Annotated in this window: 22 protein-coding genes; 11 read left to right on the top strand and 11 right to left on the bottom strand. The window is 64.9% G+C overall.

Going from position 1 to position 25,364, the window contains the following annotated elements:
- Positions 1 to 264 precede the first annotated feature (264 nt).
- Positions 265 to 1,194 carry a DMT family transporter gene (locus ACLFKU_RS00365; RefSeq protein ID WP_368587546.1) on the top strand — a complete coding sequence of 310 codons (930 nt, stop codon included), beginning with the start codon at positions 265 to 267 and terminating at the stop codon, positions 1,192 to 1,194.
- Positions 1,195 to 1,276: 82 nt separating this feature from the next.
- Here ACLFKU_RS00365 and bamC read toward each other — a convergent pair whose 3' ends face one another.
- Complete coding sequence (gene bamC / locus ACLFKU_RS00360) at positions 1,277 to 2,506, bottom strand: outer membrane protein assembly factor BamC (protein WP_410847819.1); 1,230 nt, start codon at positions 2,504 to 2,506, stop codon at positions 1,277 to 1,279.
- A gap of 397 nt (positions 2,507 to 2,903) precedes the next feature.
- Here bamC and ACLFKU_RS00355 point away from each other — a divergent pair, with 397 nt between their 5' ends.
- Positions 2,904 to 3,368 (top strand): DUF2844 domain-containing protein, encoded by a 465-nt coding sequence (locus ACLFKU_RS00355; RefSeq protein WP_410847818.1) that lies wholly within the window; start codon positions 2,904 to 2,906, stop codon positions 3,366 to 3,368.
- A gap of 69 nt (positions 3,369 to 3,437) precedes the next feature.
- Positions 3,438 to 4,688, top strand: coding sequence for a DUF3443 domain-containing protein (locus ACLFKU_RS00350; RefSeq protein WP_410847817.1), 1,251 nt, complete (start codon positions 3,438 to 3,440; stop codon positions 4,686 to 4,688).
- A gap of 50 nt (positions 4,689 to 4,738) precedes the next feature.
- Here the strand turns inward: ACLFKU_RS00350 and ACLFKU_RS00345 are convergent, their stop codons facing one another.
- Complete coding sequence (locus tag ACLFKU_RS00345) at positions 4,739 to 5,182, bottom strand: hypothetical protein (protein ID WP_410847816.1); 444 nt, start codon at positions 5,180 to 5,182, stop codon at positions 4,739 to 4,741.
- A gap of 151 nt (positions 5,183 to 5,333) precedes the next feature.
- Here ACLFKU_RS00345 and ACLFKU_RS00340 point away from each other — a divergent pair, with 151 nt between their 5' ends.
- Positions 5,334 to 5,960 carry a cadmium resistance transporter gene (locus ACLFKU_RS00340; protein WP_410847815.1) on the top strand — a complete coding sequence of 209 codons (627 nt, stop codon included), beginning with the start codon at positions 5,334 to 5,336 and terminating at the stop codon, positions 5,958 to 5,960.
- 44 nt (positions 5,961 to 6,004) lie between these two features.
- On the opposite strand, the gene ACLFKU_RS00335 is transcribed toward ACLFKU_RS00340, so the two are convergent.
- Complete coding sequence (locus ACLFKU_RS00335; protein WP_368586501.1) at positions 6,005 to 6,337, bottom strand: hypothetical protein; 333 nt, start codon at positions 6,335 to 6,337, stop codon at positions 6,005 to 6,007.
- Between the two features lie 330 nt (positions 6,338 to 6,667).
- Between ACLFKU_RS00335 and leuA the strand changes: the two genes are divergently transcribed.
- A complete protein-coding gene (leuA, locus tag ACLFKU_RS00330) occupies positions 6,668 to 8,374 on the top strand; it encodes a 2-isopropylmalate synthase (protein WP_410847814.1) in 1,707 nt (568 codons plus the stop codon).
- A 131-nt stretch (positions 8,375 to 8,505) separates the two neighbouring features.
- On the opposite strand, the gene ACLFKU_RS00325 is transcribed toward leuA, so the two are convergent.
- The 5 genes from ACLFKU_RS00325 to ACLFKU_RS00305 all read right to left on the bottom strand — a co-directional run bounded on the left by ACLFKU_RS00325 (position 8,506) and on the right by ACLFKU_RS00305 (position 15,067).
- Positions 8,506 to 9,285, bottom strand: a complete 780-nt coding sequence (locus ACLFKU_RS00325; protein ID WP_410847813.1) for an amino acid ABC transporter substrate-binding protein — start codon at positions 9,283 to 9,285, stop codon at positions 8,506 to 8,508.
- 148 nt (positions 9,286 to 9,433) lie between these two features.
- The gene (gene boxA, locus ACLFKU_RS00320; protein ID WP_368586504.1) at positions 9,434 to 10,672 is read right to left on the bottom strand and encodes a benzoyl-CoA 2,3-epoxidase subunit BoxA; all 1,239 of its coding nucleotides are present in this window, start codon (positions 10,670 to 10,672) and stop codon (positions 9,434 to 9,436) included.
- A gap of 77 nt (positions 10,673 to 10,749) precedes the next feature.
- The gene (gene boxB / locus ACLFKU_RS00315) at positions 10,750 to 12,177 is read right to left on the bottom strand and encodes a benzoyl-CoA 2,3-epoxidase subunit BoxB (protein WP_410847812.1); all 1,428 of its coding nucleotides are present in this window, start codon (positions 12,175 to 12,177) and stop codon (positions 10,750 to 10,752) included.
- Positions 12,178 to 12,275: 98 nt separating this feature from the next.
- Positions 12,276 to 13,955, bottom strand: coding sequence for a 2,3-epoxybenzoyl-CoA dihydrolase (gene boxC / locus ACLFKU_RS00310; RefSeq protein WP_410847811.1), 1,680 nt, complete (start codon positions 13,953 to 13,955; stop codon positions 12,276 to 12,278).
- Between the two features lie 113 nt (positions 13,956 to 14,068).
- Positions 14,069 to 15,067, bottom strand: coding sequence for a helix-turn-helix transcriptional regulator (locus ACLFKU_RS00305; RefSeq protein ID WP_410847810.1), 999 nt, complete (start codon positions 15,065 to 15,067; stop codon positions 14,069 to 14,071).
- A 215-nt stretch (positions 15,068 to 15,282) separates the two neighbouring features.
- Here ACLFKU_RS00305 and ACLFKU_RS00300 point away from each other — a divergent pair, with 215 nt between their 5' ends.
- From ACLFKU_RS00300 to ACLFKU_RS00280, 5 genes are all read left to right on the top strand, one after another.
- Positions 15,283 to 15,750, top strand: coding sequence for a DUF4863 family protein (locus ACLFKU_RS00300; RefSeq protein ID WP_410847809.1), 468 nt, complete (start codon positions 15,283 to 15,285; stop codon positions 15,748 to 15,750).
- A 72-nt stretch (positions 15,751 to 15,822) separates the two neighbouring features.
- Positions 15,823 to 17,412 (top strand): benzoate-CoA ligase family protein, encoded by a 1,590-nt coding sequence (locus ACLFKU_RS00295; RefSeq protein ID WP_410847808.1) that lies wholly within the window; start codon positions 15,823 to 15,825, stop codon positions 17,410 to 17,412.
- An 11-nt stretch (positions 17,413 to 17,423) separates the two neighbouring features.
- Entirely contained in the window at positions 17,424 to 18,284 is an 861-nt protein-coding gene (locus ACLFKU_RS00290; protein ID WP_410847807.1) for an alpha/beta fold hydrolase, read from the top strand.
- Positions 18,285 to 18,405: 121 nt separating this feature from the next.
- A complete protein-coding gene (locus ACLFKU_RS00285; protein ID WP_368586511.1) occupies positions 18,406 to 18,717 on the top strand; it encodes a hypothetical protein in 312 nt (103 codons plus the stop codon).
- 120 nt (positions 18,718 to 18,837) lie between these two features.
- Positions 18,838 to 20,955: a phosphocholine-specific phospholipase C gene (locus ACLFKU_RS00280; RefSeq protein ID WP_410847806.1), complete on the top strand. Its 2,118-nt coding sequence runs from the start codon at positions 18,838 to 18,840 to the stop codon at positions 20,953 to 20,955.
- A gap of 118 nt (positions 20,956 to 21,073) precedes the next feature.
- On the opposite strand, the gene ACLFKU_RS00275 is transcribed toward ACLFKU_RS00280, so the two are convergent.
- Entirely contained in the window at positions 21,074 to 21,454 is a 381-nt protein-coding gene (locus tag ACLFKU_RS00275) for a DUF5594 family protein (protein ID WP_368586513.1), read from the bottom strand.
- A gap of 49 nt (positions 21,455 to 21,503) precedes the next feature.
- Positions 21,504 to 23,180 (bottom strand): acyl-CoA synthetase, encoded by a 1,677-nt coding sequence (locus ACLFKU_RS00270; RefSeq protein ID WP_410847805.1) that lies wholly within the window; start codon positions 23,178 to 23,180, stop codon positions 21,504 to 21,506.
- 322 nt (positions 23,181 to 23,502) lie between these two features.
- On the opposite strand from ACLFKU_RS00270, the gene ACLFKU_RS00265 reads away from it, so the two are divergent.
- Positions 23,503 to 24,369, top strand: a complete 867-nt coding sequence (locus ACLFKU_RS00265; RefSeq protein ID WP_410847804.1) for a hypothetical protein — start codon at positions 23,503 to 23,505, stop codon at positions 24,367 to 24,369.
- Between the two features lie 10 nt (positions 24,370 to 24,379).
- On the opposite strand, the gene ACLFKU_RS00260 is transcribed toward ACLFKU_RS00265, so the two are convergent.
- The gene (locus tag ACLFKU_RS00260; RefSeq protein ID WP_368586516.1) at positions 24,380 to 25,288 is read right to left on the bottom strand and encodes a LysR family transcriptional regulator; all 909 of its coding nucleotides are present in this window, start codon (positions 25,286 to 25,288) and stop codon (positions 24,380 to 24,382) included.
- Positions 25,289 to 25,364 lie beyond the last annotated feature (76 nt).

The following is a 25,364-nucleotide window of genomic DNA, read 5'->3' as shown; positions in this document are numbered from 1 at the left end:
TTCACATCGTTTCCGACGGCGCCCGCGCATCGCGGGCTCCGTTTGCAATTCCATCCCCGCTACCGCGCCGCCGCATCGCAATTTTTCTCACATATCGGTGAGAATTGCTCGTTTGGCGCGCACTCTCGCAGCGCTTACGATCGACCTACCCGGACGCGGCCGTCTCCCGGATCTTGCCGTTTCATCCCGCATTGAAACGAATCGCGCGATCGCACTGTTAGGATGAGCTGGCGTCCCGACTCAACTGCGCGCGGCGCCATTCCAATGAAAGCCAGAAACCTTCTGCAACTGCTGATCCTCGCCGCCCTGTGGGGCGCATCGTTCCTGTTCATCCGCGTCGGCGTGACCGACTTCGGCGTCGCGCCGCTGATGGCGCTGCGCGTCGGCATCGGCGCCCTCTTTCTCGCGATCGTGCTGATCGCGCGACGGCCGCTGCAACAGTCCGGCACGCTGTTGCGCACGCACGCGCTGCCGCTGCTCGTGGTCGGCATTCTCAATTCGGCGGCGCCATTCTGCCTGTTCGCGTATGCCGAGCTGACTCTGTCGGCGGGCGTCACGTCGGTGATCAATGCGTGCGCGCCGCTGTGGGGCGCGCTGGTCGGCTTTCTGTGGCTGCGCGACCGGCTCAGCGCGCTGCGCACACTCGGCCTCGTGGTCGGCTTTCTCGGCGTGCTGATGCTCGTGTGGGACCAGATCGCGGCGCCGGACGGCTCGGCCGCCGCGCCGCTCACCGTCGCGCTCGCCGCCGGCGCCGCGCTCGGCGCGACGCTGCTCTATGGCATCGCCGCCAACTACACGAAGCGTCACCTGACTGGCGTCGACGCGCTCAGCGTCGCGACCGGCACGATGATTGGCGCAACGATCGTATTGCTGCCGCTCGCGGTGATCTACTGGCCCGCCGCGCCGATTTCGCTGCGTGCGTGGGGCGCGGTGATCGCGCTCGGCGTCGCCTGCACCGGCATCGCGTACATGCTGTTCTTCCATCTGATCGCGGTCGCCGGTCCGACACGCGCGATCACCGTGACCTTCGTGATTCCGATCTTCGGCATTCTGTGGGGCGCGCTGTTTCTCGGCGAGACGGTGTCACCCGGCATGCTCGAAGGGTGCGCGGTGATTCTGGTCGGCACCGCGTTGGCGACCGGCGTGATCAAGCGCTTGCCGTGGGTCGGCACGCGGCGGCGCGCGGATACCTGAGTAGGCGGTCGAAAAAAAACGCCCGGATTGCTCCGGGCGTTTTTTTCGTCGAACCGGCGGCGTTGGCCGCGAGGTTCCCGTATCAGTGCAGCTGATAGGCCATCAGGCTCATGATCTGCTTGGCCTGCGAGCTTTCGTCGACTTGCCCCTTGTCGTCGACCACGGCCACGCGGGTCTGATCCGGCGTCACCGCGCGCACGTTCACGCGATACTCCCTGGCGACCTTTTCCTTCCGGCCGTGGAAGACCTGGCTCCAGAAGCCCTGCTCAGCCGACGACATATCCTTCGGATCGACGTAGCGCACGAAATACAGACCGCGGCTCACGTCGCGGTCGTCGACCGTGAAATTGCTGCGATCGAGCGCGAGGCCCACGCGCAGCCACGCACGGTCATACGGCTCCCCGAGCGTGAGTTCGGTTGACGAGAGCTGGGCCGAAGTGTTGTTGGCCGAATCCACGTCCGGCGTCGACGGCTGAGCCGCCAGCGCGACGTTTTGCGCGACGACGGCGGCCGTCGCAGACTTCGCACCCGCCGTCGCCGCGTTCGGCGCGATCTGCGTGCCCGCAGGCGACAGCTCGGCGTTCTGCGTGCCACCCGCACCCGATTCAGCACGCGCAAGCGAGGCCATCAGGCGCTTCAGATATTCCTGCTCGAGCGCCGGGTCGTTCGGCTTGGGTTGCCACTGGGTGGACTCATTGTTCGTACCGGTGATCGCCTCGCGCATGCCTTTCTGGCTGACGAACACGTAGGTGCCGCCCTTCGGCGCCGCTTCGAGACGCGTGCGGAACTTGTTGCGCTCCGAGCTCACGTAGCTGTTGCCCATCGCCTTCGACAGCGTGTTGCGGATAAAGCCGTCGTTGATCTGCGCGTGGGTTTCGTTCCAGTCGGTTTCCATCACGCCCTTGTCGCGCTGGTCGACGACGAGCAGGAAGCCTTGCTCCTGCCAGAAGCGGCGGATTTGCGGCCACGCCTGGTCGGGCGTTTTGTTGTCGATCACGAGCCAGCTTTCGGTGCCGTCGCGCTGGATATGGATGCCCTGGACGGGCGGCACGACCGCAACCGCGTCGCCGGCCGGCGCCTGCGCCTGCACCTGTTTCAGCGTGGACAGCGAAGTTTCGCCACCCTGTGGCGGCAGCGAGCGCTGATCGGCCGTCTCGTCGATCATGTTCGGCGGTACGGCAAGCGATACCTGCTTCGAACGGGAGTCGCTCCTATAGTCGATTTTGGTCGGCGACGAGGTACCGCAGCCGGCGACCAGCCCGCCTGCCATGAGCATTACTGCAAACCGCTTGGTGAGACGAAAATCAGTCATGTTCGGGGAATCCTTCCGCTACGCCACGGCAAGTTTCCGTGGATCAACCCAACATTTTACCGGTCCCGGCGAGGCGTGTGCAAAAACTGGGGTTTGCCCGGGAATCGCCGCATGCCACCGCGACGAAACGGCCACGGGAAAAAAGTCCGCGCCCGTCACGCTATTTGCCCTCCTATGAGGTAAATTTAACACTCAATGACACTTTCGAGTTGACCTTGGGAGTACTCCCAAGTCTTCGCCGGAGGCCCGCCGAAAAAGGGTTCCCGGTCTGCATGCGGCTTGTTTTCCACATTGCGTGCGGTCCTGTCCGCCGCGATGTGCAAAGACCAGAAGAAAACCGGTGCTACGTTGATCGAGTTATCTCAATAAAAATCCGGCGCCAAACGAGGAAGGCCTCATGTCCCAGTCCAGTCTCCATCCATCCGCGATCGCCTCGGTGATCGCCGTCGTCGCGTGCTGCGCGAGCTTCGGCGCGCATGCCGAATTGGGCGGCACGATGCCGAGCCAGGCGGTGGCGGGCGCGAGCGCGCCGCGCACGCTGCTCAATGGCGCACTGCGCGAGCGCACGTGGACCGACGCCGGCAATACCACGATCAACGAATACGCGACCAGCACCGGCCTGATCGTCGCGTACGCGTGGCAAGGCCCGACGATGCCGGATCTGCACGCGCTGCTCGGTAAATACGGCGACTCGTACAAGACCGGCGCCGCGGCGCCGGCCGGCAGCGGCAATCTGCATTCTTCGCGGGTCTCGCGCTCCGACGTGATCGTCGAGTCCGGCGGACCGATGCGTGGCTACGTCGGCCGCGCGTGGCTGCCGGCGGCTTTGCCCGCCGGCGTCACATCCGACGACATCCAGTGACGCGCGCGCCCCGCACGCGTCGCTCGCGCCCCTTTCACGCCTGAGTTCCACCAGACGGACCGCCACGCCATGACATCCGCCTTGCGTTTCCATGCCCTGCTTCTGATCGTCTGCGCGGCCCTGGCCGGCTGCGGCGGCGGAGGCGGCAGTTCCTCATCCAGCTCGTCCGGCTCGTCCGGCTCGGGCTCGACGCCGTCCGCGAGCGCGCCGACCAGTTCCGCCAGCGCGAACGTGCCGCAATCGACCACGCCCAACGTGCAGCCGGTCACGGTCGGCGTATCGCCCGGCAACACGCGCAACATGCTGATGACGAGCGTCACCGTCTGCCAGGCCGGCACCGGCAACTGCGCGACGATCGACGACATCCAGGTCGACACCGGCTCGAACGGCCTGCGCATCCTCGCGTCAGCGCTGCCGACGACGCTGTCGCTGCCGACCATCGCCGCGGGCAGCGGCGTAAGCGCCGAATGCGCGGTGTTCGGCAGCGGCTACGCGTGGGGCTCGATCCGCACCGCGGACGTGCGCATGGCTGGCCAACAGGCGTCATCGATTCCGATCCAGTTGATTGCCGACAGCGCGCTGCCCGGGGCGCCCGCCGACTGCGCGAACTCCGGCGGCGCGTCGCTGTTGACCGTATCGAGCCTGCACGCGAACGGCATCCTCGGCGTGGGCCTGTTCCCGGTCGACTGCGGCAACGGCTGCGCCAATTCCGCGTTGCCGCGCTGGTACTACAGCTGCACGACGGGCGGCTGCAGCGCGACCGCGCAGCCGCTCGCGCAGCAGGTGACCAACCCGGTCAGCAGCTTCGCGCTCGATAACAACGGTGTGGTGATCGACCTGCCCGCCGTCGCCGATGCGGGTGTGGCGAGCGTGTCGGGCTCACTGATTTTCGGCATCGGCACCCAGTCGAACAATACGCTGACGGGCACGAACGTTCTGAGGGCGAACGCGGTGACGGGCTACGTGACGACGAACTCGGGCGGTCTCACCTATGCGGTGAGCTATCTCGATAGCGGCTCGAACGGCCTCTTCTTCCACTCGGCGCAGTTCCCGTTGTGCGGCTTCTGGTACTGCCCGACTTCGACGCAGTCGGCGAGCGCGTCGATCACCGGCATCGATGGCGCGTCGAGCACGGTGTCGTTCGACATCGCCAATTCGAACACGCTGTTCGCGTCGTCGAACAACGCGTTCGACAATCTCGCCGGCAATTCGAGCCTCGGTTTCGGCTGGGGCTTGCCGTTCTTTTACGGCAAACGCATTTACACGGCGATTGCGACGCGCAATACGTCGGCAGGCCAGGGGCCGTATTACGCGTTCTAAGGTTTGCCTGGGTTAGATGCGCAGCAACGGTGCGCCGCGCGGGCGCGAACTCAGCCCGCCGAGCTGGCCGGTTGTGCAGCCGGCGTGGCCAGCTGCGGCGGCGCGAGCCAGCGGAATACGTCGAGCTGTTCGCCATGGAATGTGCATTCGGCGGCGGCCGGCGTGCGGACCTTCGACGGCTGGGCCGGCTTGGCGGCCACCTTGACCTCGGAGGCCGCTTGCGACGCCGACGCGGTGAGCGGCGCGGAAGCCGCCGTCGCGGACGCGCTCACCGCATGCTCGATCGTCCCCTCCACCACGACCCGCGAGCCGCGAATCGCGGCCCCGCGATGGGTGACCCGCAGCCTATCCGACGACATTCCCGACGACGGCTCGGCCAGCTTGCTGCGCATCAATTGCTCGCAGGCGCTCGAGTTGCGGGTGACGATCGTGCAGGCCCCCAGCAGCGCCGCGGCGCATGCGAGACAGGCAATAGAGAGAAGGCGAATCTTCATCGATGTTCCGTTGTTCGAAGCCCCGGTCATTGTAGCCGCTTGACCTTGACCTTGACGCCGCGCATCGGCATCGTGTTGACCGGCCGCCCGTTGCCCATATGGCGCGGCGAATTCCAGGCGACTCTCCCTCGGTAACGACTCCGGCTTCTTCATGCTCAGCCTCGTCCTGCTCGCAATCGTCGCCTACGCCGCGACCAATATCGACAACCTGTTCGTGCTGCTCGGCTTTCTGACCGAAGCGGGCGCGGAGCGACGCCGCGTGATCGCGGGACAGTACGCGGGATCGTTGATCCTGGTCGCCGCGGCGCTCGTACTCGCGGCCTTGCTCACGCGCCTGCCGGCCGGTTATGTGGGCCTGCTCGGCTTGATGCCGATCGTCGTGGGCCTGTACAAGGCGTGGCAGCGCTTCGGTCCTGGCCACGCTCGGCATGACGCCAACGAGGATGGCGAGGACGGCCGCACAAGCGCTTCGCCATTCATTCGCGGCTCATCGAGTTGGACCGTCGCGAGCGTCGCCATCGCCAACGGCTCGGACAACCTCGCCGTCTACGTGCCGCTGTACGCAAGCCATACCCCCGCCGAGAACGCGCTGGTTTCGCTCGTGTTCATCGTGATGATCGGATTGTGGTGCGCGGGCGCGGCATGGCTCGTCGATCATCCGTTGCTCGGCGCGCCAATCCGGCGGTACGGCTCGGCGCTGCTGCCGCTGATCCTGCTCGCGATAGGCTTATCGGTGTTGTTGAACAACGATACGCTGCGGCTTTTGTCCGGCGGATGAGCAACGCGGGGCCCGGTCGAAACACTGTCCCGGCGTCGACGAATTCAATCCGCCGGCCGCGGCGGCTGCACATAAGTGCGCACGCCCGCCAGCGGCGCGCCATAGCCGCCCGCGCTCGGATTGTTCGGCAAGCCGTTGACCAGTTGCGCGCGCGGATCGGTCGGATTCAGATTCAGCTCGCCCGCCTGCTGGTTGCCGTGCGTCGGATACTCGCTGCCGAGCGCCGCATGTGGCATCAGGCGCGTGCTGTTCTGCGGCGCGTTCATGTCGTTCTGCGCGCTGAGCCCCTGCGCGCCGACCTGCCCGACGAACCCGCACGCCAACGCCGCGCACGCGCAGATCCTTGCGACGGCGGATATCCACGCTACCCTGTTCATGTTCGCCTCCTGCTCAATGAATTGACGACGCCTCGTGAGCTCACCCGTGAATCGAACGCGGCACGAGCACACTGCGTGCCCTTGACGCAATCTCAATAATATGTTCCCATTGCGCACTATGTACCGCGCCCAGACCACCCTATCGCTACTACTAGCCCGCTCTACCGGGCTAGGTCTGCTGCTGCGCGCGTCCGCTTCTCTCTGATACACCGAAGCATCGCTTGAATCCCCAGTAACTGACCCAGCCCCGGTTTCCGACCGGCGGCCCAGTATCGCGTTTTCGTCGTCCGGTCGACACCCGTTCCACGGTCTCTCCCTCGGATGATGAAAATGTTGAAAAACCCCGCTACCAAGTACCGTTCGTTCAAGCCGATCAATTTGACGGATCGCCAGTGGCCGTCGCGCACCATCACGCGCGCGCCGATCTGGATGAGCACCGACCTGCGCGACGGCAATCAGGCGCTGTTCGAGCCGATGAACGCCGAGCGCAAGATGCGCATGTTCAAGACGCTGGTGCAGATCGGCTTCAAGGAAATCGAAGTCGGGTTTCCGTCGGCGTCGCAGACCGATTTCGACTTCGTGCGCGAGTTGACCCAGGGCGGCCATATTCCCGACGACGTGACGATCGAAGTGCTCACGCAGGCGCGCGACGATCTGATCGAGCGTACGTTCGAATCGTTGCGCGGCGCTCCGCGCGCGATCGTCCACGTGTACAACGCGACCGCGCCGGACTTCCGCAAGATCGTGTTCGGCCTCGAAAAGAGCGGCGTGATCGAGCTCGCGCAGAAGGCCGCGCGCACGGTGAAGCGCCTCGCCGACGCGCAGCCGGAAACGCACTTCACGCTGCAATACAGCCCGGAAGTGTTCAGCGGCACCGAACTCGAATTCGCGAAGGAAGTCTGCGACGCGGTGTTCGACATCTGGCAACCGACCCCTGAGCACAAGGCGATCGTCAATCTGCCGGCCACCGTCGAAATGGCCACGCCGAACGTCTACGCGGACCAGATCGAATGGATGCACCGCAATCTCGCGCGTCGCGATTCGCTGATCGTCTCCGTCCACCCGCATAACGACCGTGGTACGGCCGTCGCCGCCGCGGAACTCGCCGTGATGGCGGGCGCGGATCGCGTCGAAGGTTGCCTGTTCGGAAATGGCGAGCGCACCGGCAACGTCGATCTCGTCACGCTCGCGTTGAATCTGTACACGCAAGGCGTCGATCCCGAGCTCGATTTCTCGAACATCAACGAAGTCGCGCGCACGGCTGAGGAATGCACGCAGTTGCCGATCCATCCGCGTCATCCTTATGTCGGCGACCTCGTCTTCACCGCGTTCTCGGGCTCGCACCAGGACGCGATCAAGAAGGGCTTCGCCGCGCAGAAGCCGGACGCGATCTGGGAAGTGCCGTACATGCCGATCGATCCGAGCGACCTCGGCCGCACCTACGACTCCGTGATTCGCGTGAACAGCCAGTCGGGCAAGGGCGGCATCGCGTATCTGCTCGAACAGAGCTACGGCGTCGTGTTGCCGCGCCGCCTGCAGGTCGACTTCAGCTCGGCCGTGCAGCGCTTCACCGACGACAGCGGCCAGGAAGTCACGCCGGCGCAGATCTGGGAACTGTTCCAGCAGGAATACGTGCGCACGGCGGAGCCGGTCCGCTATGTCGGCCACAGCCTGTCCGAGCACGACGGCCGCGAGCACATCAGGCTCAACGTCGAAATCAACGGCACGCCGCGCGTGCTGACGGGCGCCGGCAACGGCCCGCTCGACGCGCTGATGAACGCGTTCGACGTGCCCGTGCGCATCCAGCACTACGAGGAACGCGCGCTCACGCAGGGCGCCGATGCGCGCGCGATCGCGATCGCCGAAATGGCCGGCGCCGATGTGGCCGGCAGCGCGTTCGGCGTCGGTGTCGATGCGAACCTGATCACCGCGTCGATTCGTGCGGTGATCAGCGGCGTGAACCGCGCGTATGCCCGCGTGAACGCGGATGCACAGGAGCGTTTCTTCGACGCCGCGCTGAGCGACGCGACGGTATGACGCCTGGATCTGCCGCGTTGAACGCGCGGCACGCCGCATGTTCAACGGGCTGATGGCAATGAAGAAGGGGCGTCTCGACGACGCCCCTTCTTTTTTGACCTGAATATATTCGCGTCAAAGTCGGCCGAGGTTCACTGAAACACGTCCCGGCCGAAGTACTTGAGCGAAATCCGCTGATAGGTACCGTCTTTTCTCATGCGGGCGAGCGCATCGTCGATCGCGACGCGCAGCTTCGGATTGCCCTTGCGGATCAGTACCGCCGACTTGTCGCTGCTATCGGGCGACGTATCGACCGCGACGACCTTGATCCTCGCGTCGGGCACGCGCTTCTTATAGTCGAGAAACGACAATGAATCGTTGACGGTCGCATCGACGCGGCCCGTGACGAGCAGATCGATCGATTCGTCGAAGCCCTGCGCCGGAATCACCTGCGCGCCGTGCGCGGCCGCGATGCGGCCGACGTTGCTGGTCAGGGTGTTGGCCGACTTGCGGCCCTTCAGGTCATCGAAAGATCTGATCGTCGTGTTGTCGGAGGCGACGATCAGCACCGCGTGCGACGTGATGTACGGGTTCGAGTAATCGTATTTGAGCTTGCGCTCGTCGGTGATCGCGACCTCGTTGATCACCGCGTCGTAGCGATTGACGTCGAGACCGGCGATCAACCCATCCCATTTGCCTTCGATGAATTGCGGCTTGACGCCGAGACGCTGCGCGATCGCGCTGGCGAGTTCGACGTCGAAGCCGGTCAGCTTGCCCGCCTCGTCGTGATACGTGAAAGGTGCGTACGTGCCTTCGGTGCCGATCCGGAACACGCCCGACGCCTTGATCTGCGCGAGCTCGTCGGCGCTCGCCGGATGCGCCAGGACGGCATGCAATAGCGCGGCCATCGCGAGTGAACGAATCGGTTTCATCGGACGGCTCCGGTCTGAGTGGCTGCGCAGGTGGCGGACTGCCGCGTTTGGCGAGGGGATGCCGGCGCGCGGCCGGCTGCGTGGGCCGACTGTAGCAAATCGTCCGCGATTTTCAAAATGATTCGCGCGCGATCAGTCCGTCAGTACGTCAGTACGTCTCGAGATGCAGCCGCCCTTCCCGCTTCAGCTTCGCCCACAGCGCTTGCCAATCGAGCTGATGCTGCGCGCCGATATCCTCGAGCGCCTGCAGCACACCATCCTCCATGCCTTTGAGGCCGCACACGTAGATATAGGTGTTGTCGTCTTTCAGCAGGTTCGCAACGTCGGCCGAACGTTCGCGCATCGCGTCCTGCACATAGCGCTTCGGCTGTCCCGGCGTGCGCGAAAACGCGAGCGTGGTGTCGATGAAATCCTTCGGCAGATTCGTCAGCGGACCGAAGTACGGCAACTCCTCCTTGGTGCGCGCGCCGAAGAACAGCATCAGCTTGCCGGTCGCGCCTTTCAGGCGCTTGCGCCGGCGGTACTCGGTCATCGCGCGCATCGGCGCGGAGCCGGTGCCAGTACAGATCATCAGCAGATGCGAGTTCGGATGATTCGGCATCAGGAAGGTGCTGCCGAACGGACCGATCACGTTGACGACGTCGCCCTTCTTCAGATCGCACAGATAGTTCGAGCAGACGCCGTCGATTGCGTCGCCGCGCTGCTGCGACACGCGCTTCACCGTCAGCGACACGTTGTTATAGCCAGGCCGCTCGCCGTCGCGCGGACTCGCGATCGAGTACTGGCGCGCGTGGTGCACGCGGCCGTCGGCGGCAGCCCCCGGCGGCAGAATACCGATCGACTGGCCTTCGAGCACCGGAAACGGCATCGAGCCGAAGTCGAGCACGATGTGATGGATGTCGCTCGATGTGGCGCTGTCGGTGAGCCGGTAGTTGCCGACCACCGTCGCGGTGGTCGGCGCCTTGTGCGTGTACAGATTCACGTACGGCTTCGCAGCCGACCACGGCGGCACGACCGCGCCGCGCACGGTGTCGACTTCGATGCCGTCGGCTTCGGCGGAACTGTCGCCCGCGGCGGAAGCGGCCACTGTTTCTTCAGCCGGCACGGCCATCGTGTTCTGCTCCGGCAGCACGTCCCACGTGAACTGCTCGTCGATCGAATACGCGTCGGCCTTCAGCACCGTGCGCCAGTTGTCGATCGCGCCGGTCGGACACGGCGGCACGCAGGCCATGCAGCCGTTGCAGACATCGGCCTTCACGACGTAGTTGTTGTCGTCGTGCGTGATCGCATCGATCGGACAGGTCTCTTCGCAGGTATTGCAGCGAATGCAGATCTCCGGATCGATCAGATGCTGCCGCAGAACTTCGACCGATACTGGGCCGTTCATGACTTCCTCCACCTCGCAATACGGCGCGCGCGTGGCGCGCCTTTCGTGCTTCGGCTGCCAGGGCCTGCGCACAGGCCCTAGTTGAAGCGCACGTATTCGAAATCGACCGGCTGACGGTTCACGCCCATCGCGGGCGGCGCGATCCAGTTCGCGAACTTGCCCGGTTCGGCCACGCGACCCATCAGCGAAGCGACGAACGCGCGGTCTTCCGGCGTGGCGAGCCACGTCGCTTCATTGGCGGCCCATTCGGCTTCGCTGATCACGCGGCCATCGGGCGACACCCGCGTGCCCGCGAACGTGCCGATCTGCCGGTTGAAAGCCTTGTGCGGCACCGTCATGCGAAAGTCGATGCCGGCCTTCTCGAGCACCTTGTTCCAGCGCCCGACGCCCGCGACCGAGTCCTTGATGTAATCGTCGCGCAGCACTTCGTTCATCGCGTTGAGCATCGGCACCTCGCGCTCGACGAGCTTGCCGTCCTGCACGTCGAGCAGCTTGTAGCTATGCTCGTTCAGCCGATGATCGTCGTCGCGCTTGCCTTCCTCGTAGCGCCCCTTCAGGCCCGAGCTATAGAACGTCGCCGCGTTCGACGAATGATCGGCGCCGAACAGGTCGATCGTGACCGAGTAATGGAAGTTCAGATAGCGCTGGATGGTCGGCAGGTCGATCACGCCGGCCGCGCGAATCTTCGCGACGTCGTCGCTGCCGAGCTCGTTCATCACCTGCGCGGTGCGCTGGATCACGCGCGACACGCCCGACTCGCCGACGAACATATGATGCGCTTCCTCGGTCAGCATGAACTTCGTGGTGCGCGCGAGCGGATCGAAGCCCGACTCCGCGAGCGCCGACAACTGGAACTTGCCGTCGCGGTCGGTGAAGTACGTGAACATGTAGAACGCGAGCCAGTCCGGCGTTTTCTCGTTGAACGCGCCGAGAATGCGCGGATTGTCTTCGTCGCCCGAGCGGCGGCCGAGCAAGGCTTCGGCTTCCTCGCGACCGTCGCGGCCGAAGTAGCGATGCAGCAGATACACCATCGCCCACAGATGCCGGCCTTCCTCGACGTTGACCTGAAACAGGTTGCGCAGATCGTACAGCGACGGCGCGGTCAAGCCGAGGTGACGCTGCTGCTCGACCGAAGCCGGCTCCGTATCGCCCTGCGTGACGATGATGCGGCGCAGGTTCGCGCGATGCTCGCCTGGCACGTCCTGCCACGCGGCCTCGCCCTTGTGCTCGCCGAAGTGGATCTTGCGATCCTGCTCGCCCGGCGTGAGGAAAATACCCCAGCGGTACTCCGGCATTTTCACGTAGTCGAAGTGCGCCCAGCCGCCCGCGTCGACGCTGACCGCGGTGCGCAGATACACGTCGTAGCTGTGCGAGCCTTCCGGGCCCATGTCGCCCCACCACGACAGAAAGTTCGGCTGCCATTGTTCGAGCGCGCGCTGCAGTGCGCGGTCGTCGGCGAGGTTGACGTTGTTCGGAATCTTTTCGCTGTAGTTGATCGAGGACATGGTCGGTTCCCTGGGTCGATTCCCTATTCGGAAGCTGCAGTGGCGAGAGGCGCGTATCGGCAAGCGGCGTCGTTTGGTCGGTGTGAGCGCGATGCCGATTACACGCGCGACACATCGAATTGCGCCTTGCTGCCCTTGCCGTACACCTTGAGCGCACCCTTGTCGCCCACTGCGTTCGGCCGGTTGAAGATCCAGTTCTGCCAGGCGGTGAGACGGCCGAAGATGCGCGTCTCCATCGTCTCCGGCCCGTTGAAGCGCAGATTCGCTTCGAGGCCGGTCAATGCATCGGGCGACATCGCCGCGCGCTCTTCGAGCGCGATGCGGATTTCGTCGGCCCAATCGATATCGTCCGGCGACGCGGTAACGAGACCGAGGCGCTCGGCATCGAGCGCCTTGACCGGCTGGCCGATCAGCGCGCGCACCGCGTCGAGCGGCTCGGCTTCCTCGTAGAAGCGCCGCGCGAGCCGCGACTGATGCGTGACCATCGGATACAGACCGAAGTTGACTTCCGACAGCGTGATCGACGGCTCCTCGTCCTCGTTGTCGGGAAGCGCCGCCATGTAGGTGCGATCGGCGGCGAACGCGAGTTCGGCGAACGTGCCGGCGAAGCACGAACCCGGCTCGATCAGCGTGAAGATGGAACGCGACGACACGTCGAGGCGCGCGAGCGTGCGACGCAGCATGCCGATCGTTTCGCGCACGAACCAGTGATCCTTGTGCTGCAGCAGCGTCGCATCGACGGCGAGCAGATGGCGCGCGTCGCCTTCGGTCTTGAACACCCAGGTGCCGATGTCGAGCGCGTTGGTGCGCATCGACAGGATCGCGTCGTCGAGTTCGCGGGCGAATTGCAGCGGCCACCAGTTAGCGCCGGCCGCGACGATCGCGGCGAGCTCGGTCGGTTGCTCGGTGCGCGGCGCGCGCGCGGTGAAGGTCGCCACCCGTTTCGCACGATCGATGGTCACGTCCACGGTTTGGTAGCCGAGGCCGTCTTCGCGATCCGTGCGTTCGATGCGCGTGAGCGCGACACCCTGTGCATCGGCCGGACGATCGCTGTGCGCGCCGAGTTCGAGCGCGCGCGCCTGAATGGCCTGCTCGAACTGGTTCGGCTTCACGACTTCATCGACGAGACGCCATGCCTTCGCGCGCTCGCCACGCACTCCCTCGACCACCGTGCAGAAAATATCCGCGCGATCGTGGCGCACTTTGCGTTTATCGGTCACGCGCGTGAGACCACCAGTGCCGGGCAGCACGCCGAGCAGCGGCACTTCTGGCAGCGACACCGAAGAGGAACGATCGTCGATCAGATAGATTTCGTCGCAGGCGAGCGCGAGTTCATAACCGCCGCCCGCGCACGCGCCGTTCACCGCGGCGAGAAACTTCAGCCCCGAATGGCGCGACGAATCTTCGAGGCCATTGCGCGTTTCGTTCGTGAACTTGCAGAAGTTGACCTTCCATGCGTGCGACGACAGGCCCAGCATGAAGATATTCGCGCCCGAGCAGAACACCCGGTCCTTCAGGCTCGTCACCACCACCGTGCGAACTTCCGGATGCTCGAAGCGGATGCGCTGGATCGCGTCGTGCAGCTCGATGTCGACGCCGAGGTCATACGAATTGAGCTTCAGCTTGTAGCCGTCGCGAATGCCGCCGTCCTCGGCGATGTCGATGCCGAGTGTCGCGACCGGACCGTTGAAGCTGAGCTTCCAGTGCTTGTACTGCGACGGCTCGGTGCGGTAGTCGACCGGCGCCGCCTCGGCAACGACGGCAGGTGCTGTGGACATGGGGCGTCTCCTGACTGGACGATGCAATCTGTTTTTTTGAACAATAGTGCATCGTCATACCACCGTAAAGCACTTTAATGCATTTTTAAGTGGAAACCCTACTGCCCGATCGGTCAGTTCACGCGCGCTTCGTCAGGCGCTTCCGCCGCGAGCCGCGCGGCGAGACGGTCGCGCAACTGCAGGTAGGCATCGGCGAGCGTCTTTTCGCTGGTGTCGAACGTCATGTCGGCGCGCCCGTACAGCTCGGCGCGCCCCGCGAGGATGCGCTTCAGGTCGTCCATCGCCTCGCGGTTGCCGGACATCGGCCGCAGATCGCCTTGCGCGACGACGCGGCGCATATGTTCCTCGGGCGTCGCCTGCAACCACACGGTGAAGCAGTGCGACAGCAGCACGTTGAACGTGCCCGATTCCGACACCAGTCCGCCAGGCGACGCGATCACCGCGCGCGAATGCTCGTGGATCACTGCCTCGAGCGCGCGCTGCTCGTAGCGTCGATACGCGCTCGCGCCGTACAGCGAATGAATCTCCGACGGCGGACAACCCGCCAGTTGCTCGATCACGCGTGTGAGCTCGATGAACGGCACCTTGCGCTCCTGCGCGAGCATGCGTCCGAGCGTCGACTTGCCCGCGCCGCGCAGACCGATCAGCGCGATGCGGTCCTTGCGATGCGGGTCACGCGGCGCCTGCGCGAACATCTCCGCAAGCGCGATGCGCGCGCGCTGCAGCGCCGCCTGGTCGCGCCCCTGCAGCAGTTCGCGGATCAGAAGCCATTCGGCGGACGCAGTGGTTTCGTCGCCGATCACCTCGGCGAGCGGGCAGTTCAGCGTGGCCGCGAGCTGCCGGAGCACCAGCACCGACGCATTGCCGACGCCCGATTCGAGATTCGCGAGATGCCGCTCCGACAAACCGGTTTCGGCCGCCAGCGTCTTGCGTGTCATGCCGCGGCGAGCGCGCAGCAAACGCACGCGCTCGCCCATCGCGGTCAGGAACGGGTCGCGCTCTTCGCGCTCGCCGCCGCGTTCGGCCGCGCGGTCGCCCGCGCGCTCGGTGCGTTCGGCGCGGGCCGCGTCGTCGGTTGCGTCCAACGGTGCGGGTGGATACTTTTGGTTCATGTTTTGCGACCTCTTGACTACGAGACATGTACTATAGTGCTTGACACGCACCAGGTGAACGGTTTAATTTTCGCCAAAAGCTGATCCAATCACAAACACAGGCGCGCGCCGCCCTGCATTCCGGCCGCGTCACGGAGACGGCGCCGCACCACGCATGCAACAAAGTTCCGGGGGCCGGCCCTCCGGCCTGCGTGAGCGCGCTTCTGGAGGCTCGCATGTCCGCACAGGAATTCCAGCGCCTGATCGCAGGTGTCACTAGGCACCTCGCCGGGCGGCCGCTCGACGCTTCGCTCGCCGACTGGCTGAACGACATCTGGCCCGCCGATAGCCCCACCTTTCACGAACTCGCGAGCGCATGCCGTACAGGCGTCGCCGAAGGCTGGCTGTGCAACCGCGAGGCCGGCGGCATCCGCTACGGCCGCATCTTCAAGGCGCTGCCCGACACGCACGGCTTTTCCGTCGACGTCGTCGACATGCAGGACATTGCCGGTCCGCACCACGTCCATCCGCACGGCGAGATCGATCTGATCATGCCGCTCACCGAAGGCGCGACGTTCGACGGCCATCCGGCCGGCTGGTGCGTGTACGGCCCCGGCTCCGCGCATCGTCCGACCGTCGCGAATGGCCAGGCGCTGGTGCTGTATCTGCTGCCGCAAGGGGCGATCGAATTCACGCGCGCGTGAGCCGGGAGCGGCAAGCATCGAGCGGATCACGCGCATACAAAAGCCGGACGCGTCCACGGACGGAGGAGACATATGGAAGCCCTGCTGGAAACGAGCACGCGCGAGCCGGTTGCGCCGCCGCCCCCGCTGTTCAACTTCGCGACGCATCTGTTCCAGCTGAACGAAGCGCGCGCGCGCAAGGTCGCTTATATCGACGACCACGGCGCGATGACCTACGGTGAGCTCGAACAGCGCGCGCGGCGTTGCGCCAGCGCACTGCGCGCGCTCGGCGTGCATCCCGAGGAGCGCGTGCTGCTCGTGATGCTCGACACCGTATCGTTGCCGGTCGCGTTTCTCGGCGCGCTGTACGCGGGCATCGTGCCGGTCGTCGCGAACACCTTGCTGACCGCCGCCGACTACACGTACATGCTGACGCACAGCCATGCGCGCGCGGTGATCGTGTCGGAACCGTTGCTGCCCAACTTGACGGAGGCGCTGAGCAGCATCGACGACGACGGCTGCCAGCTGATCGTCTCGCAGCCTGACGCTTCCCCTGGAGAGCCGCTCGCGGCGCCCCGCTTCGAAACGCTGGTCGATACCGCCACACCCGCCGTCAAAGGCTGCGCGAGCAACGCGGACGACATCGCCTTCTGGCTCTATTCGTCGGGCTCGACCGGCAAACCGAAAGGCACCGTCCACACGCATGCGAATCTGTACTGGACCGCCGAGCTGTATGCGAAGCCGGTGCTGGGGATCGTCGAGAGCGACGTGGTGTTTTCGGCGGCGAAGCTGTTCTTCGCGTATGGGCTCGGCAATGCGCTGACGTTTCCGCTGTCGGTCGGCGCGACCGCGATTCTGATGGCCGAGCGCCCGACCGCCGACGCGATTTTCGCGCGCCTCGTCAAGCATCGCCCGACCGTGTTCTACGGCGTGCCGACCTTGTACGCGAACATGCTGGTGTCGCCGAATCTGCCCGCGCGCGCCGACGTCGCGATCCGCGTGTGCGCGTCGGCCGGCGAGGCGTTGCCGCGCGATGTCGGCGAACGCTTCACCGAGCACTTCGGCGCTGAGATTCTCGATGGCATCGGCTCGACGGAAATGCTGCACATCTTCCTGTCGAATCGCGCGGGCGAAGTCGAATACGGCACGACCGGGCGCCCCGTGCCGGGCTACGAAGTCGAGTTGCGCGACGAGGCCGGGCGGCCGGTGCCCGACGGCGAAGTCGGCGATCTGTTCATCAAGGGGCCGAGCGCGGCGCTGATGTACTGGAGCAATCGCGAGAAAACACGCGCGACGTTTCTCGGCGAATGGATCAGAAGCGGCGACAAGTATCGGCGTCTCGCGAACGGCTGTTATGTTTACGCGGGCCGCAGCGACGACATGCTGAAAGTAAGCGGCCAGTATGTGTCGCCGGTCGAGGTCGAGATGGTGCTCGTCGCGCATCCGGCGGTGCTCGAAGCGGCGGTGGTCGGCGTCGATCATGGCGGACTCGTGAAAACGCGCGCGTTCGTCGTGCTCAAGCGCGACTTCATGCCTTCAGACCTGCTCGCCGATGAACTGAAGGCCTTCGTCAAGGAACGGCTCGCGCCGCACAAGTATCCGCGCGATATCGTGTTCACCGACGATCTGCCGAAAACCGCCACCGGCAAGATTCAACGCTTCAAACTACGTGAACTGTCATAGGTGTTTCATTGATGCAGAACCGAGGTACCGCCCCTGCTGCTCCCTCCACGAATCCCGCCAGCGGCTTCGCCGAACTGCCGGCGACCACGTCGCATGGGCCGCTGCGCATCGAGTACCAATGGGTCAACGAGCAGGCGAATGCTCAACACGACGATCCACCGATCGCGGTCTTCCTGCATGAAGGGCTCGGCTCGATCGCGATGTGGCGCGACTGGCCGCAGACGTTGTGCGAGCGGCTCGGCATGCGCGGGCTCGTCTATTCGCGGCCCGGTTACGGACTCTCGACACCGCGTGCGCCTGACGAGAAATGGCCGGTCGATTTCATGACCGCGCAGGCGCGCGACATTCTCCCCGCCTTGCTCGACGCGCTCGATATCGGCTTGCGGCAACGCCAGCGCATGTGGGTGATCGGCCATAGCGACGGCGGTTCGATCGCGCTGCTGTACGCGGCGCTATATCCCGATGCGCTCGCGGGCGCGGTCGTGATCGCACCGCACGTATTCGTCGAAGACATCTCGGTGCAAAGCATCGCCCAGATGAAGCAGCTTTACGAAACCACCGATCTACGCGCGAAGCTCGCCCGCTATCACGCGGACGTCGATTCCGCGTTCTACGGCTGGAACGATATCTGGCTCGATCCCGGGTTCAGGCAGTGGTCGATCGTCGAGGCGCTCGCGCCGATCCGCCGACCGCTGCTCGCGATCCAGGGCCACGACGATAACTACGGCACGATGGCGCAGATCGATAGGATCGGCGCGCGCGTGCCGCATGCAAAACTCGTGAAGCTCGACGCGTGCGGACACTCGCCGCATCGCGATGCGCCCGCCGCGCTCAACGACGCGATCGCTGCGTTCGTCCGCGCGCAGCGATAAGCGGCGCCGTGGCTGTTACCGATACTTCATAAAAATTACACGGTTCGGCGATTATGCTTGCGCATCGCTGACCTCGGCACATCGATGGCGAGGCATCCCTTCCTCGCCCGGAGACAGTGCCATGCCTTTCGTGTCGAAGCCGATTCGTGCGCCGCGCCGCAAACGTTTGACCGGCGCCGTGGCGGTCATCGCGCTGTGCGCGCTAGCGGGAGCGTGCAGCAACGACGACCCGCCCCCGAGCACGGATACGATCAGTTCAACGGAACATTCCGCCGCCAGCCCGGGCGACCCATCGATCGCCCCGCCGCCGGCCGACCCCGCGCCGCCGACGCTGACGATCCAGACACCAGCGGCACCGGCATCCGAAGCCGGCACGGCCTTGTCCGCCGCTGCGCCGCCGCTTGCCCGCCCCGTCATCCATACCGTCGATTGAGAATCGCGCCGCGCGCGGAGACTAGCCTGCCTTCGCGCGTCCGACGCAGCATTGCCGTTTCAGTACCGCAAGTCGTCTTCCCCGTGCCTTTTTCCTCCACCGAAGATCTAAGCCACAACCATGACCTCAACAAATCGCCGTGATTTTCTGCGCTCGGCCGCGCAAGCCGCCGGTTCCTTTACCGCGTTGAGCATGCTGCCGCCCGGCATCCGCAATGCGCTCGCGATTCCGGCCAACAACCGCACCGGGACGATCCGCGACGTCGAGCATATCGTCGTGCTGATGCAGGAGAACCGCTCGTTCGACCACTACTTCGGCACGCTCAAGGGCGTGCGCGGCTTCGGCGACACGCGCGCGATCAAGCTCGCGAATGGCCAGCCGGTGTGGTATCAGCCGCTCACCACCGATACCACCGGCGCCGGCTACGTGCTGCCGTTCCGTCCGAGCGCGCCGAACCTCGGCCTGCAATTCCTGCAGGATCTCGCGCACGACTGGGGCACCACGCACGCCGCATGGAACGGCGGCCGCAACGATCAGTGGGTGCCGTCGAAAGGCGCGACCACGATGGCCTACCTGACGCGCGATGACATCCCGTTCCACTATCAGCTCGCCGACGCATTCACGATCTGCGACGCGTACCACTGCTCGCTGATGGGCCCGACCGATCCGAACCGCTACTACATGTGGAGCGGCTGGGTCGGCAACGACGGCAGCGGCGGCGGCCCGGTGATCGACAATTCGGAGCTCGGCTACGGCTGGTCGACCTTCCCCGAAGTGCTGCAGAACGCGGGCATCTCGTGGAAGATCTATCAGGACATCGGCACCGGGCTCGACGCGAACGGCTCGTGGGGTTGGACGCAGAACGCGTACATCGGCAACTACGGCGACAACTCGCTGCTCTATTTCAACCAGTACCGCAACGCCCAGCCGGGCAACCCGCTGTACGACAATGCGCGTACCGGCACCAACGCGGCGAACGGCGACGGCTACTTCGACATCCTGAAGCGCGACGTGCAAAACGGCACGCTGCCGCAGGTGTCGTGGATCGTCGCGCCCGAAGCGTACAGCGAACACCCGAACTGGCCGACCAACTACGGCGCGTGGTACATCGACCAGGTGCTGCAGATCCTCACGTCGAACCCGGACGTGTGGAGCAAGACCGTGCTGCTGATCAACTACGACGAAAACGACGGCTTCTTCGATCACATCGCCGCGCCGTTCGCGGCCGCGTCGAGCGCGAACGGTCTGTCGACCGTCGACATCACGAACGAGATCTATGCGGGCGATCCGAAGAACGTCGCCGGGCCGTACGGGCTCGGACCGCGCGTGCCGATGCTGGTGGTGTCGCCGTGGTCCAAAGGCGGCTACGTATGCTCGGAAGTATTCGACCACTCGTCGGTGATCCAATTCATCGAAAAGCGCTTCGGTCACCGGCACAATCTCGGCGAATCGAACATCACGCCGTGGCGTCGCGCGGTGTGCGGCGATCTGACCTCCGCGTTCAACTTCGCGAATCCGAACGCGTCGGTGCCGTCGCTGCCGAGCACGAGCGGTTACGTGCCGCCCGACCAGAACCGTCACCCGGACTACGTGCCGCAAGCGCCGACGGTGCAGACGGTGCCGAAGCAGGAAGCGGGCGTGTGCCCGGCACGCGCGCTGCCGTACGAACTGTTCGTGCGCGTCGACGAAGGCGCGAACGGCAAGCTGACGATGCGCTTCGTCAACACGGGCCGCGCGGGCGCCGTGTTCCTCGTGTACGCGGCCAATAGCGCAGACGCGCCGCGCAGCTATACCGTCGAAGCGGGCAAGCATCTGCAGGACACGCTGATGCTCAATGCCGATGGCAGCTACGACTTCAGCGTGCACGGACCGAACGGCTTCCTGCGCCGCTTCGCGGGCAAAGTGGTTGCGCGGAACTGGTGGAATGGTTCGGATACCGCACGGCCCGCCGTCGCCGAAGGCTACGATGTCGCGAACGGCAATCTCCAACTGCGGCTCGAGAACGTCGGCAGCGCGCGTTGCCAGTTCACGATCGTCAACGCGTACGACAGGAACCATGTGATCAAGCATTGGGTGCGCGGCGGCGACACCGACAATCTGTACCTCGATCTGCGCAAAGCATACGGCTGGTACGATCTCGCGATCACCGTCGATACCGACCCGACGTTCGCACGCCGCATCGCCGGTCACGTCGAGACGGGCAATGACAGCATCAGCGATCCGGCGCAGGGCGGCTGAGCGTCGCTGTCAGCCAACGCTGCAAAAGTAACGGCCGCTGGCTCTTCGAGCACAGCGGCCGTTTTTTATCCAGCTATCTCGAGCGCACACCCGCCAACCCGCAATCGCGCGCGGGCGTCTACGCTTCGAAATCGAGCCCGCCGATCAACGTAACCGGCTCACCCTGCGTGTGCGTGGAGAAATCGAGTTCGCGCGCCTGGGTCCACGCATTGAGCTTGCGCGGCAGCGCGGCCAGATATCTGGCGAAGCGCGTCACGCCCTGCTCGCCCATCAGTCTTTCTATTTCATCGCTGTCCCAGGTCAGATACAGATTCAACGGATGCGGGTAATGACCGAGTTCATCGAGCGGCGTTGCGTGAATCCGCACGCGGGTGGGCTGCCCCGGCTCGCCATGCGGCAGCACGTCGGTGTGAACGGTCGTCGCGACGCACGCGGCGATCGCCTCGGCAATGCGCGGCGCGAACTCCTGATCGAAACGAATGGCACTCTCGGGGCGCATTCCATGTCTCCGCTGTGATTCTCATCGTGGGTGGGTCATCGTAGCAGACTCAGTTTTTTGCCGGTGGGACCGCGTCCGGGTCGTGCGCGCCGGTCTCCCCCAACGCCTCGCGCAGCGCCTTGCGGATCACCTTGCCGGTGGCCGTCATCGGCAGGCTTTCGACGAAGCGAATCTCGCGCGGATATTCGTGCGCGGCCAGACGCGTCTTGACGTGCTGCTGGATCTCGCGCACCAGCGCATCGTCGCCGACGAAGCCCGCTTTCAGCACGACGAACGCCATCACGATTTCGGTGCGCTCGCGATCGGGCGCGCCGACCACGGCGGCCATCGCGACGGCCGGATGACGCAGCAGCGAATCTTCGATCGATGCCGGCCCGATCCGGTAGCCGGCGCTCGTGATCACGTCGTCGCCGCGGCCGACGAAGCGAATGAAGCCGTCCGCGTCGCGCGTGCCGAGATCGCCGGTCAGCAGAAACTTGCCGCGGAATTTCTCGCGCGTCGCCGCTTCGTTGCGCCAGTAGCCGACAAAGATCACCGGGTCAGGCGCGGCCACCGCGATATCGCCGATCGCGCCGGGCGGCAGTTCGTTGCCGGCGGCATCGACGATCGCGACATGGTGCCCCGGCACCGCGCGCCCGATCGCGCCGAAGCGCGGCTCGAACAGCGCCGCGCACGACGACACCACGACGTTGCACTCGGTCTGCCCGTAGAACTCATTGATCGTCACGCCGAGCGCGTCGCGCCCCCAGCCGATCAGTTCCTCGCCCAGCGATTCGCCGCCGCTCGCGACCGAGCGCAACGCGAGCCGCAGATGAGCGGGCCGCTCGACACCGCGCATCATCTTCAGCGCGGTCGGCGGTAAAAACGCATGGGAGACCGCGTGACGCGCGAGCAGATCGAACGCGGCGTGGCCGTCGAATTTCGCAAAACGGCGCGCGAGCACCGCGACGCCGTGATGCCACGACGGCAGCAGCACATCGAACAGACCGCCGATCCACGCCCAGTCCGCGGGCGTCCACATCAGCGTCGCGTGCGCGGGAAAGCCCTGCTGCGACATCTCGACGCCGGGTAAATGGCCGAGCAACACGCGATGCCCGTGCAACGCGCCCTTCGGTTTTCCGGTCGTGCCCGACGTATAGATGATGATCGCCGGCTCGTCCGCAGCGGTATCGACCGGCGTGAACTCAGCGGAAGCGCCATGCAACGCCTGCCAGAACGACCTCACGGGCGCGTCCGATGCTTCGTCATCCTGCTCGATATCGACGCTGAACACGTGTCGCAACTCCGGCAGCGCGGCGCGGATTTCGTCGATCTTTTGCACGCCGGCGTGATCAGTGACAAGTGCGACCGCACCGCTATCGCCGAGCCGATGCTCGATCGCGTCGACGCCGAACAGCGCGAACAGCGGCACCGTGACCATGCCGGCCTTGTAGGCAGCGAGATGTGCGATGGCCGTTTCGATCGATTGCGACAGGAAGATGCCGATGCGCTCGCCGCGCTGTGCGCCCGCCGCGAGCAGCGCATTGGCGAAGCGGTCGGACAGCGCTTTCAGTTCATCGAACGTATAGCGGGTCGCGCGGCCTTCGGCATCTTCATAGATCAGCGCGAGACGCCCCGAGCCATCGGCCCACTTGTCGCATGCATCGACGCCGATGTTGTAGCGCGGTGGAATGCGCCACGTGAAATTGGTCGTGAGCGAATCGTAAGTCTCGCCGTCGAGGTTCATCGTGTCTCCTGAATATCGTCGTTATCGCTGCATGGGCTGCCGCATGGCCCATCGCTTGCTACTTCCGCGCGTGGCCGGTGTTCCGCAGTTTAGCCCACGATCTTGCCTGTCCCGTTCGACGCGTCGCCTTGCGCAACTGGATTCGCCAAATACGACATAGTCCCGCCCATAATCGCCGACCGGTCGCACTGAACTCAACGTTTTGCGACAACTCCTGTGTGATTCAAGCCCTTTACGTCTGACCTGTGCCGTCCCCGTCTAGGATCGTTACACAGCTTCGGCGCCTATGTTGCGCCGCATGATCGCTCCCCCCGGATGACATATGCGCAAGGCAAGATTTGCATCGTTCTGGCACGGCCCGGAACTTTCTCCCTATGAAGTCGCCTGCCTAAGTTCGTTCACGCAGTACGGCAGCGAGGTCGCGCTTTATAGCTACGAGCCGATCGCCGGATTGCCGCCCGGCGTAGCCGCGAAGGACGCGACCACGATATTGCCGCGCGATTCGCTGAACGACTTCCCGATTTGCGGGGTGCCGTCGATGCAGCATTTCACCGACTATTTCCGCTTCGTGATGTTCACGAAGACCGACGAGATCTGGGTCGACACCGACATGCTGCTGCTTCGTGATTTCGATCTCAACGCCAAGGGCGATCTGATCGGACGGGAAAACCAGACGAGCATCTGCAATGCGATTCTGAGGCTCGATCCGGATCAGCCGCGCTTGCACGAGGCAATCGAACGGATCGAAGCGATGAAAGGCACCGCACTGAAGTGGGGCGACACCGGCCCTCGTCTGTTGACCGCCGTCTACGGCGTGAAGGCCGGGCTTCCCGAGAGCCTGTTCTATCCGGTGCATTTCAACGATTACTACAAGGTGTTCCTGCCGCGCTATTTCGAAGAGTGCGCGGCGCTCTGTTCCGACACGTACACGCTGCATCTGTGGAACAACCGGGTCGTCAAGATGGGGCTCTTCAAGCGCATCGGGCCGCCCGTCGGGTCGTTCCTGCATCACTTGTTCGAGCAAGCCGGCGCCAACGAGCTGTTTCGCGAGTTTTATCCGGCGAGCGTGATGCAGGCGATGATCGACAACGCGGTGGAGAAAGTCGGCAGCGACGAAGGCGTGCGCAAGCTGCTGCGCGTCGGCGTGCCGATGGTCACGACGGCCATCGCGCGCAGACTCGGCGCCTGAGTTCGCCGCTTCAGTTCGCAGCGCCCCTGCCCGAGCCCTGCGCCTGCTCCAGCACGAAGTCGATGAACGTCGCGGCCGCGCGCGTGTGGTGCCGGTTCGGCATGTACAGCATGTACATGTGGGTGCCGAAGATGCTGAGCCGCCAGGCATCGAGCGCGGTCAGCACCGCGCCGCGCTTCAGATCGTCCTGCACCACATAGTCGGGTACGAGTCCGACGCCCAGACCGGCCAGCACCGCCTGCCGTAAAAATAGAAAGTTCTCGGAAATAATCGTCGGTTCGAGCAGCACTTCATGACGCTCGTCGCGCAAATATGCGGCGAGCCGCAACTGCTTGCCGATCACGGCCGCGGTAATCAGCGGCGCGGCGCGCAGGTCGTCGAGCGTCGCGGGCATGCCGTGCGTCCGCGCGAATTCGGGGGATGCGCAGGCCACGTACCGGACCGGCCCCATGTCCCGCGCGACGAGGTTTTGCGGCGGCTCCGACATCACGCGCACCGCGATGTCGATTTCGTCGCGCATCAGATCCTCGACGCGGTTCTCGAACATCACGTCTAGCACGATGCCCGGATACAACCGCTTGAACGCGATCAGCCAGTCGGACATCACGAGCTGGCCATAGCCGCTCGGCACGCTCAGCCGCACCCGCCCCTGCAGGCTCTGGCCCAGCGTCGCCACCGACTCGCGCGCGGCCAGCAACGCGTTGCGAATAGTGCGGCCGTGCTCGTAGAGCCGCAGACCGATCTCGGTCGGCTCGACGCGGCGCGTGGTGCGCCGCACCAATTGCAGGCCCACGGAACGCTCGAGCTGGTTCAGGTGATAGCTAACGTTCGCGCGGCTCATCTTGAGCCGGCGCGCCGCTTCGCTCAGATTGCCGGCGTCGAGGATGTCGACGAGCAGGGTCAGCGAGTTGACGTCCATGGCCGCATCGTTGTCAAAATAATTTTGACAGTCTGTCAATCAACCATGTGATTGTCAATGAACGTTGACCACTCCA

Source organism: Paraburkholderia sp. EG304, assembly GCF_046543485.1.
Classification (GTDB): domain Bacteria; phylum Pseudomonadota; class Gammaproteobacteria; order Burkholderiales; family Burkholderiaceae; genus Paraburkholderia; species Paraburkholderia youngii.
The sequence above is the reverse complement of the archived record's forward strand: the minus strand, read 5'-3'. Positions and strand labels throughout refer to the sequence as shown.